The organism is Stenotrophomonas sp. Steno-Z10-BAI (assembly GCF_056393115.1).
On the sequence record NZ_JBWJOZ010000005.1, the window covers coordinates 324,970 to 343,768 of the forward strand.

20 protein-coding genes and 1 pseudogene are annotated in these 18,799 nt (G+C 61.7%); 14 read left to right on the forward strand and 7 right to left on the reverse strand.

Annotation, left to right across the window (positions count from 1 at the left end; translation table 11 throughout):
• Positions 1 to 57: 57 nt before the first annotated feature.
• Positions 58 to 252 carry a hypothetical protein gene (locus AC06E9_RS14530; protein WP_478056286.1) on the reverse strand — a complete coding sequence of 65 codons (195 nt, stop codon included), beginning with the start codon at positions 250 to 252 and terminating at the stop codon, positions 58 to 60.
• Between AC06E9_RS14530 and AC06E9_RS14535 the strand changes: the two are divergent.
• Positions 213 to 983 (forward strand): annotated as a pseudogene (locus tag AC06E9_RS14535) (IS481 family transposase); the annotation flags it as partial. The gene AC06E9_RS14530 and the pseudogene AC06E9_RS14535 sit on opposite strands and share 40 nt — an antisense overlap.
• Positions 984 to 1,796: 813 nt before the next feature.
• Here AC06E9_RS14535 and AC06E9_RS14540 read toward each other — a convergent pair.
• The gene (locus AC06E9_RS14540) at positions 1,797 to 2,144 is read right to left on the reverse strand and encodes a hypothetical protein (protein ID WP_478056287.1); all 348 of its coding nucleotides are present in this window, start codon (positions 2,142 to 2,144) and stop codon (positions 1,797 to 1,799) included.
• A 154-nt stretch (positions 2,145 to 2,298) separates the two neighbouring features.
• On the opposite strand from AC06E9_RS14540, the gene AC06E9_RS14545 reads away from it, so the two are divergent.
• Positions 2,299 to 3,288: a tetratricopeptide repeat protein gene (locus AC06E9_RS14545; protein ID WP_478056288.1), complete on the forward strand. Its 990-nt coding sequence runs from the start codon at positions 2,299 to 2,301 to the stop codon at positions 3,286 to 3,288.
• 855 nt (positions 3,289 to 4,143) lie between these two features.
• On the opposite strand, the gene AC06E9_RS14550 is transcribed toward AC06E9_RS14545, so the two are convergent.
• From AC06E9_RS14550 to AC06E9_RS14560, 3 genes are all read right to left on the reverse strand, one after another.
• Positions 4,144 to 5,859, reverse strand: a complete 1,716-nt coding sequence (locus AC06E9_RS14550; RefSeq protein ID WP_478056289.1) for a helicase HerA-like domain-containing protein — start codon at positions 5,857 to 5,859, stop codon at positions 4,144 to 4,146.
• Positions 5,856 to 6,869, reverse strand: coding sequence for an SIR2 family protein (locus AC06E9_RS14555; RefSeq protein ID WP_478056290.1), 1,014 nt, complete (start codon positions 6,867 to 6,869; stop codon positions 5,856 to 5,858). Before AC06E9_RS14555 ends, AC06E9_RS14550 begins: the two co-directional genes overlap by 4 nt.
• 433 nt (positions 6,870 to 7,302) lie before the next feature.
• Positions 7,303 to 7,923, reverse strand: a complete 621-nt coding sequence (locus AC06E9_RS14560; protein WP_478056291.1) for a hypothetical protein — start codon at positions 7,921 to 7,923, stop codon at positions 7,303 to 7,305.
• 170 nt (positions 7,924 to 8,093) lie between these two features.
• On the opposite strand from AC06E9_RS14560, the gene AC06E9_RS14565 reads away from it, so the two are divergent.
• The 7 genes from AC06E9_RS14565 to AC06E9_RS14595 all read left to right on the forward strand — a co-directional run bounded on the left by AC06E9_RS14565 (position 8,094) and on the right by AC06E9_RS14595 (position 13,498).
• Positions 8,094 to 9,095 carry a hypothetical protein gene (locus tag AC06E9_RS14565; protein ID WP_478056292.1) on the forward strand — a complete coding sequence of 334 codons (1,002 nt, stop codon included), beginning with the start codon at positions 8,094 to 8,096 and terminating at the stop codon, positions 9,093 to 9,095.
• A 498-nt stretch (positions 9,096 to 9,593) separates the two neighbouring features.
• The gene (locus tag AC06E9_RS14570) at positions 9,594 to 10,550 is read left to right on the forward strand and encodes a DUF932 domain-containing protein (protein WP_478056293.1); all 957 of its coding nucleotides are present in this window, start codon (positions 9,594 to 9,596) and stop codon (positions 10,548 to 10,550) included.
• A gap of 3 nt (positions 10,551 to 10,553) precedes the next feature.
• A complete protein-coding gene (locus AC06E9_RS14575) occupies positions 10,554 to 10,871 on the forward strand; it encodes a hypothetical protein (protein ID WP_101101290.1) in 318 nt (105 codons plus the stop codon).
• Positions 10,872 to 10,947: 76 nt separating this feature from the next.
• Positions 10,948 to 11,925: a YqaJ viral recombinase family nuclease gene (locus AC06E9_RS14580; RefSeq protein WP_101101288.1), complete on the forward strand. Its 978-nt coding sequence runs from the start codon at positions 10,948 to 10,950 to the stop codon at positions 11,923 to 11,925.
• Between the two features lie 2 nt (positions 11,926 to 11,927).
• Positions 11,928 to 12,821 (forward strand): recombination directionality factor, encoded by an 894-nt coding sequence (locus tag AC06E9_RS14585; RefSeq protein WP_478056303.1) that lies wholly within the window; start codon positions 11,928 to 11,930, stop codon positions 12,819 to 12,821.
• 24 nt (positions 12,822 to 12,845) lie between these two features.
• Entirely contained in the window at positions 12,846 to 13,004 is a 159-nt protein-coding gene (locus AC06E9_RS14590; protein WP_153854607.1) for a hypothetical protein, read from the forward strand.
• 146 nt (positions 13,005 to 13,150) lie between these two features.
• On the forward strand, positions 13,151 to 13,498 hold the full coding sequence (locus AC06E9_RS14595; RefSeq protein ID WP_478056294.1) for a JAB domain-containing protein: 348 nt from the start codon (positions 13,151 to 13,153) through the stop codon (positions 13,496 to 13,498).
• A gap of 399 nt (positions 13,499 to 13,897) precedes the next feature.
• Here the strand turns inward: AC06E9_RS14595 and AC06E9_RS14600 are convergent, their stop codons facing one another.
• A complete protein-coding gene (locus tag AC06E9_RS14600) occupies positions 13,898 to 14,806 on the reverse strand; it encodes an AraC family transcriptional regulator (RefSeq protein WP_343275596.1) in 909 nt (302 codons plus the stop codon).
• A 220-nt stretch (positions 14,807 to 15,026) separates the two neighbouring features.
• On the opposite strand from AC06E9_RS14600, the gene AC06E9_RS14605 reads away from it, so the two are divergent.
• Genes AC06E9_RS14605 through AC06E9_RS14615 form a run of 3 tightly spaced genes read left to right on the forward strand, consistent with a single transcriptional unit; the run spans position 15,027 to position 17,066 of the window.
• The gene (locus tag AC06E9_RS14605) at positions 15,027 to 15,764 is read left to right on the forward strand and encodes an SDR family oxidoreductase (RefSeq protein ID WP_343275595.1); all 738 of its coding nucleotides are present in this window, start codon (positions 15,027 to 15,029) and stop codon (positions 15,762 to 15,764) included.
• Positions 15,765 to 15,793: 29 nt separating this feature from the next.
• Positions 15,794 to 16,174 (forward strand): SDR family oxidoreductase, encoded by a 381-nt coding sequence (locus AC06E9_RS14610; protein ID WP_343275594.1) that lies wholly within the window; start codon positions 15,794 to 15,796, stop codon positions 16,172 to 16,174.
• Positions 16,175 to 16,217: 43 nt separating this feature from the next.
• Positions 16,218 to 17,066 carry an SDR family oxidoreductase gene (locus AC06E9_RS14615; RefSeq protein ID WP_343275593.1) on the forward strand — a complete coding sequence of 283 codons (849 nt, stop codon included), beginning with the start codon at positions 16,218 to 16,220 and terminating at the stop codon, positions 17,064 to 17,066.
• 28 nt (positions 17,067 to 17,094) lie between these two features.
• Here AC06E9_RS14615 and AC06E9_RS14620 read toward each other — a convergent pair whose 3' ends face one another.
• Positions 17,095 to 17,304: a hypothetical protein gene (locus AC06E9_RS14620; RefSeq protein WP_478056295.1), complete on the reverse strand. Its 210-nt coding sequence runs from the start codon at positions 17,302 to 17,304 to the stop codon at positions 17,095 to 17,097.
• Here AC06E9_RS14620 and AC06E9_RS14625 point away from each other — a divergent pair.
• Together AC06E9_RS14625 and AC06E9_RS14630 are read left to right on the forward strand one after the other, a co-directional pair.
• Complete coding sequence (locus AC06E9_RS14625) at positions 17,303 to 17,926, forward strand: tyrosine-type recombinase/integrase (RefSeq protein ID WP_478056296.1); 624 nt, start codon at positions 17,303 to 17,305, stop codon at positions 17,924 to 17,926. The two genes, AC06E9_RS14620 and AC06E9_RS14625, sit on opposite strands and share 2 nt — an antisense overlap.
• 58 nt (positions 17,927 to 17,984) lie before the next feature.
• A protein-coding gene (locus AC06E9_RS14630) for an IS5 family transposase (RefSeq protein ID WP_096144997.1) occupies positions 17,985 to 18,742 on the forward strand; the annotation gives its coding sequence in 2 pieces (ribosomal slippage) (positions 17,985 to 18,300 and positions 18,300 to 18,742; 759 coding nt in all).
• The last annotated feature ends 57 nt before the right edge of the window (positions 18,743 to 18,799 follow it).

Genomic DNA, 18,799 nt, shown 5'->3' on the forward strand with positions numbered 1-18,799 from the left:
AGGTGAGACTACTTCGACTACGGACGTTACGCGGCCGTGGCCCGAGTGGTAAGGGAGTCAGTCGAGAGCGGCTAGCTCGAGCAGCTGTTCGCGCTTGAGCGTTACAGCATCCCGCAGATCTCGGTTGCCGATGACGAGCTTCTTGAAGCCCGCCTTGATGGCGGGTGTCAGCTGGAAGAGTTGGGGATGGCCGCCGCGCCTGTGCAAACTGACGTAGTAGTCGCGTCCGCTGTCCGCATGCCACCCCACCATCGGTGGCCGCCGAGGTGACCGCGCTGCGCCGTCAACGCCAGACCTACCGCCAGATCGCATTGGCCTTGCCGGTCGGCCTGAGCACCATTGCCCGGCTGATGCGCCGCGCCGGGCTGCACCGGCTGGCCGAGCTTGAGCCGGCTCGCCCGGACAATCGCTACGAGTATCACCAGGCCGGGGACCTGCTGCATCTGGACATCAAGAAGCTGGGCCGCTTCTGGCGCCCAGGGCATCGGGTCACTGGCGATCGCCAGGGCGCCTCCGATGGCGCCGGCTGGGAGTTCGTCCACCTCGCCATCGACGATCACTCACGAGTCGCCTTCGGCACCATTGAAGGTGATGAGCGCGGATCCAGCGCTTGCCGCGCACTGCTTCAAGCACTGCGCTACTACCGCGGCCTGGGCGTCACCTTCACCCGGGTGATGACCGACAACGGTGCCTGCTACAAGTCCCGGCGCTTCTGCCGGCTCCTGCGCCGCTTGGGCCTGCGCCATCTGCGCACGCGACCCTACACCCCGCGTACCAACGGCAAGGCCGAACGCCTGGTCCAGACCGCTTTGCGCGAATGGGCCTATGCCCGCTCCTACGACAGCTCGGAGCAGCGTCGGCACGCTCTTCCTCGCTGGCTGCACCAGTACAACTGGCACCGGCCGCACGCCAGCCTTGGCTACCAACCCCCGATCAGCCGCATCCAGCTTCCACTGAACAACGTCCTGGGTTTACACAGCTAGCCCGCAGCTACCGACCCGAGGCGGACACCGGGTTGTTACCCGGTGAAGCGCTTCCGAGTAAGCGGCTCTACGTCAGCTCGCTTGCGATGTCGGAGTCGTTACCCGGCCTCAGGTACGCGATCCTGACCAGTTCGACTTCGTCTTCCGGAGGCGTCGGGACAGACCGAATCACCTGCGCCTGCGGTCCAAAGCACTCCCAGAAATTCCATGGAGCTGTCGGATTCCAGTACTCCTGGATCTGCCTTGCTGGATTCCCCTGGCTCTTGATTCGCTTGTCAATGGCATGTGTGAGCGAGAAAGGGGCTCGATGATGGTCCGGCATCAGAACTTCGTAAAGCCGAATGTCCTGATGAGGAACGCCTTGTCGCGCCAAGTAGTAGGCAGCGAACGCCGGCACCTCAGCAGCGAACACAGCGGAGGCCCGTCCCGGGGCGCTGTTCAGTCGGTGCTCATCTATCAGCTGCGAGGCGGCCTGGTAAGCACTTGGTCCTTGTGGCTTAAGAACCGTTCCGGAAGCGAATTGTCGAGTCGATGCGTGGTAGAGGGGCACCTGCGGCTTCCTTTTTCTGCTTGGATGGCCGATCTAAGATGCCCGATTCTGGCCGATAACTGACGTCCTTATGCCCGTAACTTGCGGTGCCGATGTGACGAGCGTTCGCCTTCCGACAAACGGACGTCCGTGGCCACGAACGTCGCTCGTTGCTCCGTGCATGAGGCGTGCGCGTCTCCCGCATGAGGTCGTGACTGTTCCTGCTGAACCCCTGAGCCGGTGTCGCTCACCGTACTAATGTGTGAGCGCGATCACGCGGCATTTCACTCGCCGTCGCGCGAGGACTGCGGGTGTATCGACCGCGCCTCCGGGCTTCCGGTAACCATGCACGTGAGCAGGACACCTTCCCGGTCGGACGACCGGGAAACCCGCACATCAAAGCTCCGCCCCCGAACGCTGACGCAGTAGAGGTTGCTCTCCTCCGGGTACGGCTTGCTCGTGGACAGCAGCTGCGCCTGGCGGGAGCGCATGTAGCCGACCAGCCGCTCGAATCGCGTCGTCCTCAGGTACTCGCAGTGGTCTGCTTTGCGAGCGGCAAGCTTCTCGATCCATTCGTCGATGAACGTATCCGTCTGCAACGCGCCCCGGAATAGGCTCTTGAGCAATCCCATCGTGTCTAACCCTCGTCTTGATCGCGCACTTTAACCCGCGGCCGGGTCCTCACGGAACTGACCTCCTATATGGGATTGGTCTTTTATGCGCCCCTCTTTGTCAGCGGCCGCGGTCCATTACACTCGGGTCTGCACATCGCGTCAGGGGGAGGTCATGGGCGTCATCTTGGGTTTAGTCGGACTGGTCGTGCTCGCTTTCGTCGTTGCGACGATCTCAGGTGTTTTCTCCGGCGTGCGCGCATACAGATCCGAATTGGAGGATCCGGACGCCATTCATCGCATGGGGGTGGAGTCCCTTACGAGCGGCAACGTCAAGGCCGCAGTCCTGCGCTTTGAGCACGCGTCCAAGATGGGTCATGCCGGTTCGGCGTTCAACCTGGGGCTCATGTTTGGCAACGGCATGGGCTTCCAGAAGGACATGTCCGAGGCGTTCAAGTGGTTCAAGCTCGCCGCCGACCGGGGCTTGGCGCAGGGGCATCTCAATGTGGGGGGGTTGTATCTCCACGGCGATGGCGTCGGGAAGAATCTCACTAAGGCCTATCACCACATCCGCATTGCGGCCGACGAGGGCCTCGAGCCGGCGATCGCTCTGACCGAGGAGTTCGAGGCGACGCTCGAGGACGACTGGTCTTTTGTCGCTCAGATTGACGAAAAGGAGTGGCGCGAGCGACGCCGTGCGGTCTTCTTGCACCTGAGGAGCATTGGCACTGTCGAAGCGCTCGAGCGCGCAGCCAGAGGCGGCGACCGGGAGACTGCACTCAACTTGGCACTTATGCACATGACAGGCGACCGGGTGGCCAAGGATCCGGCACTCGCCTACGAGTGGACTCGGAACGCGGTCAAGATCGGCAACCTGAAGGCGCTGCTGGTCGCTGACATGATGCGCCCCGAGGCGGACCCGACGCTGGCCAAGCTGCAGCCCTCGTTCGACCTATACGATCGTGCGGCGTCGGGCGACCAGCAGAGCCGGTACGAGATTGGCCGGCGTTTCCTGGATGGGGTCGGCGTGAAAAAGAACCCTGCCGCGGCCGCGCAGTGGTTTCTCATGTCGTACAAGTTCCCGCCCTCTCGCCAAGCGCTAGAATCACTGGACCGGGCACACTGGCCTGAGGAATTCCGGGACGAGGAGCTGCCTGCGGCCTAATCCCGGGCGCGATAGTCGCGGCAGATGCCCGCCGCTGTTCCCTGTGCCAAGTCGTAGAACTTCAGCGTCGCGGCCGGGTCGATCTACTCGGCGGCGGATCCCGCAAGCCAGTTGCCGTCGGCGATGTACTCGCCGCCTTCGGCGTCGCCTCGGGGAGCTCCGGGACCTGAGCACAGAAGGCGCGAGCCCTGGGGTGATCGTCTTGGCTAGCCTTCACTCGCCCCTTCAGAAACTCGGCAGCGGAGTTCGACCGTGCCGCGTGCAGCGCGCTCAGGATGAGCGCAGCTTGGTCGCCTGTTAGGTCGCGGAACACGGGCTCTTAGCCCGCAGCGGCTAAGGCGGCGAGCAGCGCCGCCTGCACGATAACCCTTCTCCTTGGGGCGCTCCTATACCCGAGGTGGCCAGGTGGTCCCGCCACGACACTCAAGACTGGTTCGCGACCCTGGCAGCAGCCTTGCTTGGTACGCCGACAGTTGCCGTTCCCGCGGGAGCGTCGGCGATCGGAGCGGAGTTATGGGCCTCGCGGGAATGGTGGCCGGCACTTTCATGTCGGGCGTCATGATCACCCAGTCAGAAACGACCCGTACCTTGTGCGTACGCCGATGACGCCGCACAGGTACTCCGATCGCCTCTGACAGTTTTACTGACATTGACCAGTCGAGGTCCGCTTCCGACCCAAAGCGGACGTTCACAAGTTGAATTCAGCTGCACCGAATTGCCCCGATAAGCAGGCGGACCTCAATCGTAGCTACTCAGCGGTCGCCGCGCGGTCTCTTCCCTAGCGGTAGGCCTCGATAAAATCGCTTATCGGGGTTAGCTAATCGGGAGAAACTGTGTCCAATCTTTCGCGCCCATTCATGTTCCTGCGGGACGCGCGGTCCAAAGTCGATCATAGTCAGCGCCACGGGATTGCGGCGGCCATTTTGGAGCGCGAATAAGTACAGGGAGTGGTATGGGTGAGTCGACGCCTACCACTATGGCTTCCCCTTGGCCTAATGTAGGTAGGAAGGATGCTGCGCTAGAGTCGAGATTGCCACACGCCTTCTCCACGACATTCCTATCTCGCTCATTGATGAGCCGATGGACAATGAACATGCCCATCTGACTGAGAACATCTTCGGGAATGTCGCGCGGGCGCTGCGTCGCGAGGACGCAAGTCAGACTGTATTTGCGACCCTCTTTGGCGATGAGGCCGAATGCATCTAGTGGGGTCTTCGAGAATTCGTCACCGATGTTCTTATCGAGGAATTGGTGTGCTTCATCTAGAAGGACTACAAGCGGGTTCGGGCTGAACCGACCTTGCCTGGCGAGACGAAGGAGGTAGCGGCCCACAGCATTGGCGACAAGCTCCCTTGTGTTGTGCTCAAAGGGCAGGTACTCCATGCTCACGCGCAGAACGCGTTTCGTCGAATCTCCGAGAAATCGATCAATGGACGTCGTAAGCGGCTCATCAAGGCGATGCGGCTGAAACACGCAAGCGAGGTGCGCTGAGCTTACGTCTGAGGAGATGCGAGAGATAAGAGTGGTGCAGAAGCCAAGCTCACTGGCATTGGCGCCCCCCCACATTCGTGCCCCGCGATTGCTTGTCAGCCAGACGCATTCTTCTTCGATTTGCTTCGCAAGGAGATTAATATTGAAATCTGCCCCGATCTCCGTTAGCACCGATCCGTGTTGGAGCAGTGCGTTTTCAAACGCCACTTTTGATTGATCGGCCTTCCGCACAAGCCCGTCAACTGAAATGCTTGGGGCTAGGTGGGCAAGCTTGAGACTCCTGATGGCCTCGCGAAGCTTAGGGACTTGGGCGCTCGCACTCGGGCGGAACATTGCGAACAGGTCGGTTTCCGAAAACTGGCTGTAGGGGAAGCTCACGAACTTGCGGGGGTCTCCTTCAACCTCTCGGAGGCCGCCAAGGTGGACATGGTCGATGCCTTCCCCTTGCCCTTGGTATTCCCCAGTGGCATCAAAGAGGATGGCTTTGCCTCCGAGGCGGGCGATCTCTTCGACAAGGTGGGCCAGTGTCCAACTCTTACCACCACCTGTGGTGCCGAGTACGGCGCAATGCCGTCCGAAGATATGCGCAGGGGTGATTGAGACACTCGTATTTTGGGCGTGCGGAAAGACCGCCAAGTGCACTTTGTTCGCCTCTGAATGATTGCTCCCTTCCACTGCCTGCTTAATCAGGCGCGGGTGTGCCGAAAAGACATGTTGGCCAATGCGTGGATGGATGGGTACGCCCCTGAGAGAAGCCCCTGTCTCCAAGTCCATAGCCGTCAAGAGTTGGATAACGCCCAGTGGATGAGGTGACGATGCTTGCTCCGAGGTCGGCTCGACACTTAGGCGGTCGCGTTCGGGAAGGCGGACCTCGATGATCCGTCCCAGCACCGCATGATCTTCGCCTTCGATTACTACGAACTCCCCAACTTGGCCGCCCGGGACCGAGAATCCGGCGAAATGAGATCCTGCGGGTGTAGATGCCAGAGGTAAATTCACCTCGACACTTCTGGGACGCACGTGGCACACCGTCCCGACATAACGGCTTTGGTCGAAGGGGGCTATGACAAGGCTGCTCATGGCCGTTCCGCTCGGCGCAGGCGTTCCACGTGCTGCTCCATGTCTGACTCGGCAGCCAGATCCGGCACATAAGGCATGAGGGTCTCGAATCCACAGTTCAGCAGCGCGAGGCGCGCGTCACCGGAGCCCGCGAGATCTTGAATTCGCTTCAGATACCTATTAGTTAGCGCTTCGCCAGGGGTGGGCACCTGTCCTTCCGCTGGCGCCGAAGGTGCGAGATATGGCCCAACCACGACAGCCTTAAGGCTGAGGTTCGACCGGATAGCTGACATGATCGGCTCTGCAATATGTGTGTCATTGAAGCCAAAGCCGATAACGAGTAGCCCCGTGTTTGGTTCGCGGAGAGCCGCTTGCAGTGCCGCGATCATTTCCAGGTAAGGTTGCTCAAATGCGAGCTCGAACTTGGAGTTGCGCGGATAAATCAGCAGCGGCTTATCGGTTCCATGCCATTTGTATATTTCGCCGGTTGTTGCGTCTCGGGTCCAGTCGATGGATCCGTGCAGCTTGTAGAGATGGAAGACGTTCGGGATAAAGTCCTGGGTGTCACTTTCCTTCGACCTTCGCACAATGTCGTAGGTGAAGTTGACTGCGTCGAACGTCTGAGGGCTTGTGTGCGAAAAGCCATCCAACACGATATATCTGCCCTGCCGACCAGCTTCTTCAAAGCATCGGTCGTAGTTTGTTGTGAAAATTTTAGTTCGTGACTTGCGATTGGTGCGTCTTGCTGTGCGACGGAGAAATTCCGAATGCACAGGCAGATCATGGTTTGCCCGAACAAAATTGGTGGCTTTCGCTATCTCATCTTCCGCAAGCGTAATAAAAGAAATAACGGCAGCGCGTTGTGGGTCTGCAAGAAAGCTCTCGGCCAACCGACAACGCGACAAGAGGGCCTCGATATCATGCGGGAGCCCTGTGTATCCAACGACATCCAACACTTCCGAAAAGCTGGGCACGCCTGCGACCAGTTCGTCATTGACACGCGTTGCAACAAGATCCCAGAGAACCTTCATCGTTGGAGGTGCGGCCCCATCAGGATGAGGCTTGACGCACAGGGACGTTCCAAGCCCTGATAGGACAACGAGGTTATTGCATCGGAATAGATCCGAGAGAACACGGCGAGCTTCTTGCGTGGCCGCGTCCGGTTTTGCTACTTCGCCCGAATCCGGGGGAGCAGGCAGCGGAGGTCCTATCCAGTTACCTGATGTATTTGCGCTAAGAATTTTCACATTGCCCCCCTGGAAATTTGACGCAGACGATTACATCACGCGACTAGCCTGGATGCGACCGTCAAGCCCGGAGCGCGGCGATAGGTTGGCTGTATAACCGAGGTGAACGACCGCTTCTGGCCGGCCGGTAGACGCCGGTCTCTCTCCGGTCTCGTCGGCTGCGCCGGCGCGCTGAGGCCGAAAGCCCAAGCCCCCGCTACGGCCCGTCAGCACGGACTTAGGCAGCGACGTTCAACCGCTGACGCGCCAAGCGGACAAAGAGCTCGTAACGGGGAACAAACGAGCGGGCGGCTTCGTTAAGCACGCGGGCACTTTCGAGCACGTGCGCGGGGCGTGGTCCACCACGTTCGCGCCACGGATACACAGTCCGCCAACCTTCATTGTGGTCGTTGGGGACGGTTTCCCGAGCAAAATCCGTAGCGAGGGCTAGGGCGGCGCGGTAGAGAGCGAGGCGCTCCGCTTCCAATGTCGCGTCCAGAAACTCGCGATTCGGATCATCCCAACTTTCGACAAATCGATTCAAAGGCTGCAGCCACTCGGCCCGGTAGTCGGCACCAAAATTGGCTTCGCGTAGGACGCGTATCGTGGGTTCAAACGGCAGCGCTGCCTGAAAATCGGCAAAGAGGACCTGATCATGCGCCGCCACTGAGGGCGCCGCGGCCGCGGTCCGCGACGCCGAGCCCTCCGTCTTTAGATAGGCGACGAGAGCGGCGACCGCCGGCAAGAAAGCGGTGACCGAGGAAAACGACAGCGAGTGGCCTTCGTACAGTTCCACGGCGCACCACGCGGCGGGCACCAGCGTGGCCAGGATGGTGAGGCAGAGCAGCAACACGCGCATGAAGTCCCCTTCCAGTGGCGCCCATTATCACCACTTCCCTTCCCTTGGCCATGCGCCGCCGCACCAATCCCCAAGAGAGCTCTGGCGGCGTAGCGTCGGCGCTTGCGGCGGGTAAGCGGACCACGTCTAGATCGGCGCGTCGTTGACCCGTACCGCAGGACTCGGCTTTCATGGCGGCACGCCGCCATGGCGCGAAGAATTCGATGGGGTGGAGACGAATGCGTAGTGAACCCCTAGCGGCCCTGGAGCGGGCAGATGAGTACGTGCAGGCGATCGCGCCATTGCTGGATGCAGCGACCGGCATCCAGCACATAGCCGTCTTCCTCAACCCCGATCCGAAGGTGGTCCACGCAGAGCCTTCGATCTGGCCCGCACTGCGGGCCGCCTATGTGCTGAGCCTGCTCGAACGCAGCCATCTGGCGTGCGTGGTCACCTTGGCCCGCAACCATCGTTGGCTGAGCGGCGTGCTCAGCAGTGTCGACACCAACAACCTGCTGGCCTTCGCTGCGTGCCTGCGCGGATTCCTGGAAGCCGCCGCGGACAGCCACGACGTGCTGCAGTATCTCCCTCGGGCCCTAATCGAAGGCCGCGACTATTTCTACGCGGCGCTGCATCGGCCCGAGCGTGTGCAAGCAGAACTAAGCTGCGGTCCGCTGGAGGACCGGCTAATCCATTTCGCCTTCGCAAGGCGGCAGGAGAAAGGCGCCGACGCGCCATCGACCCACGCGCCCAAGACCACCACCGAGTACATCCGGCAGATCCAGAGTTTTGGTGTGGACGGGGCAGTGGCCTTGTACGCCGAACTGTGCGAGCTGACTCACCCCGCAGCGCCATCGGTCGATTGCTTCCTGGACGCCACGACGTGCAATTATGTGTTGAATTTCCACAAGGACCAAGACTGCATAAAGGAGCTTCTGCGGCGCCACAACGGGCCCCTGATCAGGCTGCTGATGTACAGCTTCAATCCCGCGCTAGCCGGGCTGGCGTTCCTAGCGAGACTGGCGCCAGGCTGGCCTGCGCCAAGCGACCGCAGCCTACGGGATATTCCGCTCGCCACTCGGGGCATGCCGCTCTTCGATGCACTGCCGATCCGATTCGGCGAGGCGACGCCGGTCGCATCGTTTCAGCAAGCGCTGTCGCAGCTGGCGCAAGCCCCGTCGAGTGCCCCGTAGCGCCCGCGCGGCGCGCCGCTTAGCGGGCAGGCTGCAGCCGAGATACTTAGGCTTGGTAATCGATGACCGCTTCTGGTCAGACGCGGAGGTCCGCTCTTGGCCGAGAGCGGACGCACCACCTCATACTTCCAGGCTTTTGGGCCTTTTCTGGCTCATGGGGACTGACTCACTGGCGATTTCGTCCGAGCGTGAGTGGATAATGCGCAAAGAGTCGATCTAAGAAAATCTCAGCCACATATCACCTCGTTGAAGCCAGTAGGGTCTGGCTTTGCGCAAGGGCACAGCGCTCCTTGTGCACCTTGAAGATGGATTCCTTATGAGTGACAGGTCCGAGGCGGTCTACTGCGTTCTTGTAGTAGTCGCGGCGGCTCTGGTGAGCGTCGCCAGATGCGTCAGCTGCAAACGCCCAAGATTTCCGTAATCCAACCCGCGACAGACCACAAGGCCCGGCATTCGCCGGGCCTTGTGCGTTTATGCCCAAGAGTTAGGAGAAGAAAGATGCACCTGGTTGAAACAATGGCCTATGCCGGCGAACGACCGTGGCACGGGCTCGGCAACAAGCTTGCGCCGCAGCAGCCCATCGAGGTCTGGAAGCGCAAGGCCGGGATGGACTGGTCGATCGAAGAGTCCGAAGTCCGCTACGTGGTCGGGAAGAACGGGATCGGGGCCATCAACGCTTTCCCGGAACAGAAGGTCCTGTACCGGTCAGACACGCAAGCCCCGCTGTCCGTCGTCTCCAAGCGCTACAAGGTCGTCCAGCCGGGGGAGATCCTGGAGTTCTATCGCGACCTGACCGAAGTCGGCGGCTTTGAGCTGGAAACGGCCGGCGTACTGCGCGAAGGCCGTAAGTTCTGGGCCTTGGCCAGGACTGGGCAGAGCACGGTGCTCAAGCGGAAGGACCGCGTCGAAGGCTACCTGCTGCTGGCCACGGCCTGTGATGGGACGCTGGCCACCACAGCCCAGTTCACCTCGGTTCGGGTCGTGTGCAACAACACCTTGGCCATCGCACTGGGCAGCAATGCGGGCGGCGTGAAGGTGCCGCACCGCAGTCAGTTCGACCCCGACGTGGTGAAGCGTCAGCTGGGCATCACCGTATCGACCTGGGATTCGTTTGTGGCCCAGATGAGGGCGCTGGTTGAGACCCCGGTAGACCCGGACTCGGTGGACGGACTCCTGCGCCGGGTGTTGACGTACCCCAACCCGGACGGGCAGGGAGTCGCGGTCAACGAGCAGGCCTTCACGGTCGCCCGTGCGCTGTACGACGGCGCGGGCAGGGGGTCGGAGCTGTCAACGGCCAAGGGGACAGCCTGGGGCGTCCTGAGCAGCGTGACGGAGTTCGTTGACCACCACCGGCGTGCCAGGAGCGACGACCACCGCAGGGATGCGGCATGGTTCGGGGCGGGTGCCCAGATCAAGCGGCGGGCGTGGGACGAAGCCATGAAGCTGGTGACCTGACCAATGGAAGTCGATCAGCTCGACGTTGCGTACATCGCGATAGGCGCCAAACAGGCGCTGGACAAAAGCGGGGCCCCGTACGCGAAGGTTCCGTTCCAGGGGGAGTTGGGCTACGTCCAGGTATGTATCGACCAGGCCGAGCTTCTGACTCGCGCCTGGCGCGCATGCAGTGAGGTGTTCCCCGGTGTCTGGTGCTACGAGGTGGCCGAGCCCTTCGGCGTGGCCTTCGGCAAGCACCTCTTGGCCGGAGGGGGTCCTGAGAGCGCTCAGAGCATCCTCAACGGCGTGGTGGCCGCAGCGATGGCGACATCGCCGGCCTAAGTTTCGACGTTGTCAGGCAACCCCATAAGCCCGGCCTCCCCACGGAGGCCGGGCTTCTTCTATTGGAGAATCGGAAATGAGCAGATCAGCGGCGATTCGCCTGGTCGATACACGCTCCCTGGAGCGAGAGCAGTGGTTGGAAGTTCGCAAGCAAGGCATCGGCAGCTCAGACGCGGCGGCCGCGGTGGGCTTGTGTCCGTACAAGAGCCAGCTGGAACTCTGGATGGAGAAGACCGGCAGGGCCGTTCGTGGCGAAGAGCCGGGTCAGGACAGTCCCATGTATTGGGGCACCCTGTTGGAGCCGCTTGTCGCCGCGGCCTACACCGAGCGGACCGAGCGAAAGGTGCGCCGCGTCAATGCGGTGCTTCAGCATCCGACCTACAGCTTCATGCTGGCCAACATCGATCGGGAAGTGGTCGGTGTGCCGGATGTCCAGATTCTCGAGTGCAAGACAGCTGGGGAGTTCGGGTCACGGCTCTGGCGCGACGGTGTGCCGGAGTACGTCCAGCTCCAGGTCCAGCACCAGCTGGCCGTGACCGGCAAGCAGGCCGCAGATGTGGCGGTCCTCCTGTGCGGCCAGAAGCTTGAGGTCCATCGGATCGAACGGGACGAGGAGGTGATCTCCCGCCTGATCGTGCTGGAGGCCAGGTTCTGGGAGCACGTGACCCAGGACACCCCGCCGCCGGCCGATGGAAGCGAGTCTGCCGCTCGGGCGCTACGCAGCCTCTACACCGGCAACGACACCAGCATCGACTTCAGCGAAGACGCCGAGCTGTCGGCCACCTTCGACGGGCTGGTGCTGCTGCGCGACGAGATTGCGCAGATGGACAAGCGGGCAGAGCAGATGCGCCAGCAGCTGGAGCAGTCGATGGGGGATGCCTCCCGGGCGATCTTCCCGACCGGCGAGATCACCTACCGGCGCTCCAAGGACGGCACGAGCGTCGACCTCAAGAGGTTGACCGAGGCTCACCCGGATCTCGTGGTCGGTTTCACCGTTGAGCGTCCCGGATCCCGGCGGTTCCGGATCGTCCCCAACCAGAACGAAGGAGCATGATCATGCTGAAAGGCTTGGCGATCACACCGCCCGTGATCGGGCGGATCTCAATCGGCCGCGTGGTCGAGCGCAACGGCAAACGCCTGCCGGAGAAGGATGACCAGTTCACTCTGACGAGCCAGGTCCAGAATCGGGAAGGCTGGATTTTGCATCCGCTGGATGAAACGTTGCGCAAGGAGTCCGGCGGCAAGCTGCGTTCGATTCCGGTTTGCCTGCTCTTCAACGATCCCGGCTTGAACCTGCGCGCGGACTATTCGCTCTTTGACCGGACGACCGGCAGGCCGGTGTGTGTCGGCAACGGGGAGACCAGCCGGAGGATGGGCAAGGGCGGAATCACGCAGGAAGCTTGTCCTGGCCCCGACGGCTGCCCCTTCGCCATGGGCGAGTGCAAGGCGTACGCCCGCTTGAACGTGAGGGTCGGGGACGAGGACGAACTCGGAAGCTTCGTGCTCCGCACCACGTCGTACAACACGATCCGGACGTTGGCAGCCCGGTTGGCGTACTTCGATGCCGTCTCGGGTGGTCGTCTGGCGTGCATGCCGCTCGAACTGAAGCTCCGCGGCAAGTCCACGACGATGAGCTTCAGGTCGACGATCTACTACGTCGACCTGGTGATCAGGTCAGGCCTGTCGCTGGAGCAGGCCATCGTGGAGGCGAGGACGCTTGACCAAGCCCGCAAGGACGCGGGATTCGATCAGGCGGCGCTGGATGAGGCCGCCAGGCACGGTTTTGCCAACGGTGCGTTCGAGGACCTGGTGGAGGACGTACCGGCCGTGGTGGAGGAGTTCTATCCCGCCGAGGCGGGTGTGGGCGGGAATGGCGTCACGAACGGGCCTGCAGGCGGCAACTTGCAGGACAGGCTGGAAAACAAGGTCGCCCGATTGGGGACCGGTTAGTCGTCAACGAATAGGAGAAAGACAATGCTGAAAGCGATTGGTGGGGCTGTGGTGTACGGCTTCGCGCTTTACGGCCTCAACACCTTCATGGAGAAGGTCAAGGTCATGCAGCGCGTCAAGCGACCGCTGGATCTGGGGGATCCCGGTCAGGTTGCCGGGCAGGAGGACGTCCCCGTCGCGTAGCGGGGGCTCGTCGGAACTGCCTGGCTTGCGGGCAAGGCAGGGCAACGTGAGGGCAGGGAACAAGGGGCGCATCCGCGCCCCTTTTCTGTTGCCGTCGAATCAGGACACGAAAATTCATCGAGGAGAACCAGATGGAGTCACCACCCATGAGCTTGCCCCCGCTGTACGTTCGAAGCGGCAGGCGATCCTACAAGGTTGCCAGCGCCGACGAGGTCTTGGAGGCGGCCCGCGCCGTCGTCGGGCAGAGGATGCAGCGTGGGGCCGCCTTTTCGGACCCCCAGACCGCCAAGGCATTCTTCCGCGACAAGCTGGGCGGGTTGGGTCAGGAGGTCTTTGCCGCTGCCTTTCTGGACACCCGTCACCGTCTGGTCGAGTACGTGGAACTGTTTCACGGAACCATCGATGGAGCCGAAGTCCATCCGCGGGAGGTAGTCCGTCATGCACTCCGCTGCAACGCCGCCGCGGTGATCGTCGGCCTACCCATTACATTATAAGATAGTGATATGGCTCTAAGCCTTGTCCTGCTTAACTTTCGGACGATTTTCAAATGTCACCAAATTGGTGCCAGCTTCGGTGACAAATCGGCCAGTTTTGTCACCAACGAGAAGGATTCGGCTACTGGTCACACTGATCAACGGTTGATCAGATTTTGCAGCGGCCGAGTCCGGCCAGAACCGGCCATTGGCGAGCGGTCAATCCGCTCCGGCCCAGGTTCCCTCCTTAATCACGTGCCAGCGTCGCCCCATTTCATAGTCCGGCGCTTCGGAAGATCAGCACTGGGCAATGGTGTCGAGCCGGGTTCGGCGGCGCCGCCGCAGAGGCCCCGGCCCCAACTCATACAGCTACCACCCGTCGAACTGGTCGCGCCCATGTTGCCGAGCCTGAGCGAAGATTCAGTGAGATATAGCGAATCCAGAGACATGCACTGCAGGCGACAGGGCAAAAGAAGCGCGCAGGTCACGTACTTCTTCAACCGGGGTTCGCCCGAAGAACCGTTTGAACTCACGACTGAACTGCGAGGGGCTTTCATAGCCGACGCGAGCTGAGGCAGCGGCTGCGGTAACGCCATCGCGAATCATCAGCAGCCGGGCCTGATGCAGACGCGTCGACTTGATGTACTGGATCGGCGAGGTCTGTGTAACAGTCTTAAAATGCGCGTGAAAGGCCGGCACGCTCATGCCGGCCTCGCCCGCCAGGTGGGCGACGTCGAGGGCCTGCGCATAGTCGGCGTGGATGCGCCGTAGTGCCTTGGCGACCTTACCGAATTGCCCCTGGTGCGCCAAAGCCGCCCGCATGGCGCCGCCCTGTTCCCCGACGAGCACACGGAAACAGATTTCCCGCACGATCGCCGGCCCGAGGATCTGCGCTTCGAGCGGGGAGGCGAGGACCTCAAGCAGACGCAGCGTTGCATCGGCCAGAACTTCCCCGAGTGGAGTCGAAACCATGCCACGTGGCGCAACGTTTGTGTGGTCCCGCGACTGGCCGATGGCCAGTACCAGGTCCGCCACTGCCGTCAGATCCAGGCGCAGGGAGACGGCCAGCATCGGCTGGGCTTCGCTGGCTTCGGTTTCCGTGGAGAAAGGCAGCGGGACCGACAGCACCAGGTAATGCTGGGCATCGTAGAGATAGATCTCATCTCCCAGGAAGCCGCGTTTGCGACCCTGGCAAACGATCACGATGCTCGGCTCGTAGAGCACAGGCGTTCGTCCCAAGGGACGATCGGAGCGCATGAAGCGGACGCCGTCGAGTGCAGACAAGGTGTAACCCTCGTTCGGCGCGAGTTCTGTCAGCAGGTTGGTCATGCGTCGGGAGACGGCGACGTCGGCGGCAGGCATGCTTGGTTCACTCGGTTCAAGAGGGGTCGCGCGATAGGAATTGTCCAGCAGCGTCCGGAAATTGTCGATCGAGATCGTTGCTCGCTATAGCAATAGGCAATAGCCACAGAGTTGTGGGTATTCGCACGACGTAGCGTCGTTCCTAGCATGGACATCTGCGGAATGCCTCCGCAAGAGGGGAGCCGACGTGTCCAAAACCATAGAGCCCAAAGTCATTCTCATCACGGGAGCCAGCAGCGGCATCGGCGAAGCCACCGCTCGCCTTCTTGCTGCCCAGGGGCATCACCTCGTCATCGGCGCGCGCCGGACAGATCGGCTGGCTGCATTGGCCGACGAGTTCCAGGCCAGTGGTGGCTCAGTACGATACCGCGCGCTGGACGTCACCTCTTTGAAAGATATGAACGCCTTCGCCGGGTTCGCCATGGACGCGTTCGGACGGATCGAAGTCATCGTCAACAACGCGGGTGTCATGCCGCTGTCGCCACTGGCCGCGCTCAAGGTGGAGGAATGGAATCGCATGATCGACGTGAATATTCGCGGCGTGCTGCATGGCATGGCGGCGGTGTTGCCACGCATGCAGACACAGGGTTACGGCCAGGTGATCAACATGTCTTCCATTGGCGGATTGGCCGTATCGCCCACCGCAGCCGTGTACTGCGCAACGAAATTCGCGGTGCGCGCCATCTCGGACGGTCTTCGCCAGGAGAGCGACAGGATCCGTGTGACGGTGATCTGCCCTGGCGTAGTCGAATCCGAGTTGGCCGATGCGATCTCCGACGATACAGCCCGCAGTGCCATGCGCGAATTCCGCCGTATAGCGCTGTCCCCCGACGCCATCGCACGTGCAATTTCCTATGCGATCGAGCAGCCGGCGGGAGTGGATGTGAGTGAAATCGTGGTGCGGCCAACAGCGAGCCCCTATTGATTGCCAGTCCAGGCAAAAGAAGAACGAACATGACATCCAGCACATCAAATAGTGAAGCGACATTCGACGGCAAGGTCGCCATCGTGACAGGTGCTGCAAGTGGTATCGGGCTTGCGACGACGGAGCTTCTGCACGCGCGAGGCGCTAGGGTCATCGCGGTGGGAAGGAGTTCAAACGTCGACAAGCTGGCTCGTCCTGGCATCGTTCCGCTGGTTGCCGACGTGGCATACGAAGAGAGTGCGGTACGCGCGGTGACCCTGGCTAGAGACACCTTCGGAAAGCTCGATGTTCTCGTGAACAACGCCGGCATCATCATCAACAAGCCGGTCGTGGAGATGACACTCGACGAGTGGCCTCGGACAAAGCCAGCTACCTCGTCGGGTCTGTTGTCATGGCCGACGGCGGCATGAGCGTAGCCCTCAAATAACCGCACACAACCGCAAAGGCCATACCATGAATGCAATCCAGAAAACCTGGTTCATTACAGGCGCAGCAAAAGGCATCGGCTATGCGTTGGCGCGCCAGCTGCTGGAACGTGGCGACCGCGTCGCTGCGACTTCGAGGTCGCTCGGGTCACTCGAAGCCGCGCTCGGTCCGCCCTCGGAGCGCTTGCTGCCGCTGCAGGTGGACCTGACTGACGAACGCAGCGTCCAATGCGCTATCGAACGAACAGTCGCCACATTTGGCCAGCTCGACGTCGTCGTTAACAACGCCGGCTATGGGCAGCAGGGAGCGATCGAGGCGCTGTCGGATACAGAGTTGCGCCAGAACTTCGAAGTGAATCTCTTCGCGCCAGTGAACGTGTTGCGCCATGCGTTGCCGCATCTCCGGCGCCAGCGGTCGGGCCACATCTTCAACGTCGCGTCGATCGTCGGCTTTCAGGGGGGCTACGCGGGCTGGGGCAGCTATGTGTCGAGCAAGTTCGCTCTGGCCGGCTTGACCGAGTCGCTGGCGGCCGAGGTTGGCGAACTGGGCATCAAGGCTACCGTGCTGTATCCCGGACCCGTGCGCACCGACTTCCTGTCACCCGGATCGCTGGTTGTGGCCGAACGTCAAATTGGCGAGTACACGGAGGCGCAGGTGTCGCTGGATCTGCACCTGGGAACCTACGCCGGCAATCAGTCCGGCGATCCCGCGAGGCTGGCTTTGTTGATCATCCAGGCCGCTGATCACGCCAAGCCGCCGCTTCATCTGTTTGCCGGCCATATCGCTAACGAACTGGCGGTACAGAAGATGAAAGCGATAGGTGAGGAGATGGAGATCTGGAAGGGCTCATCCGAAGCGACGGACTTTCCTGTCTGAGTAAATGCACGCTGCGCGCTGCCTATGCTCACAGCAGCACGTCGAGATTCATGCACTCTGGCCGCAGACGCGCCATTTGCGGCCGAAAGTGCGCCACGTGGTGGACGAGTTGGCGAAGCTGGCGGCGCGAGAAACGTTCGATTGACGAATCCCCCTTAAGGGCCGCTTCGGGTCGCATCACGCCCGTCTGGCGCCCATGAGAGAACCATCCCATTCCCTTCCAATAGGAGATGGTCATGGCAAGCCTCCACACATCACAGCCCTGTCAACCCTGGAACAAAGGGAAGCTGGTCGGCCAGAAGGCACCGCTCAAGCTCAAGGACATCTGGGCGATCCGGGTCCGGCTGCAGTTACGCGACAAGGTCCGTGACCTGGCACTGTTTAATCTGGCGATCGACTCCAAGCTCCGCGCCTGCGATCTGGTCAAGCTCCGGGTCTCTGACGTATCCCATGGTGGGCTGATGGCCTCCCGTGCCATGGTGATGCAGCAAAAGACGGGGAGACCCGTCCAGTTCGAGATCACAGCGATGACTCGTGACGCAGTCCATGCTTGGATCAAGAAGGCCCACCTGAGCCCTTCGGACTTCCTTTTCACCAGCCGGGTCACTGGATCCCCTCACCTGTCGACAAGGCAGTACGCCAGAATCGTCCACCGCTGGGTCGAGGATGCCGGGTTGGAGACAGGATCCTATGGGACGCACACGATGCGCAGGACCAAGGCATCGCTGATCTACAGACGCACTCGGAATCTCAGAGCTGTCCAGCTTCTGTTAGGCCACACGAAGCTGGAGAGCACAGTGCGATATCTCGGGATTGAGGTAGACGACGCCTTGGAGATTGCCGAACAGACGGATGTCTGACGTGTGAGGCTGCTCCTCGCCCTAGGGCCTGTTAACACTACGTGCTAACATACTGCGCATGGAACTTACGCCTGCGCAATTCGCGCGTATCGAGGATTGCCTGCCGCGGCAGCGGGGCAATGTGTCGCTGGACAACCTTCAAGTGCTCAACGCGATCCTGTTCGTGGCCGAAAATGGCTGCAAGTGGCGGGCCCTGCCCAAGCGGTTCGGCAACTGGCACACGATCTACACGCGGATGAACCGGTGGGCCAAGGCCGGGGTCCTGGATCGGGTCTTCGAGCGCATGCAGGCCGAACAGCTGGTCCGGGTGCGGCTGGAGGCGGTCAGCCTGGACAGTACGATCGTCAAGGTCCACCCGGACGGCACCGGCGCACGAAAAAAAACGGCCCGCAGGCCATCGGCCGCTCCCGCGGAGGCTGGACCACCAAAATTCATATGGCTGCCGCGGATTCCCGCTGCGCGTTAGCCTTCTCGCTTTCGCCGGGCCAGGCGGGCGATGCCCCAGCCGGTCGCGCCCTGCTGCATGCCCTGCCACCCCTGCCCGCGCGCTGCCATCTGGTCATGGATCGCGCCTACGAGGGCAATGAAACCCGGCAGCTCGCGCTGGATCTGGGCCTGGATCCGGTCGTGCCCCCGCATCCGCTGCGGGCCCAGCCATGGGCGTACAACACCGAGATCTACAAGCGCCGCAACGAAATCGAGCGCCTGTTCCGCCGTCTGAAAGGGTTCCGCCGCATCTTCAGCCGCTTCGACAAGCTCGACGTCATGTTCGCGGCCTTCATCCACTTCGCACTGATCGTCGAATCGTTGCGATAGTGTTAACAGGCCCTAGTGCAGGCGCACTACCCGGACTTCATCGCGCGTCTTGAGGCC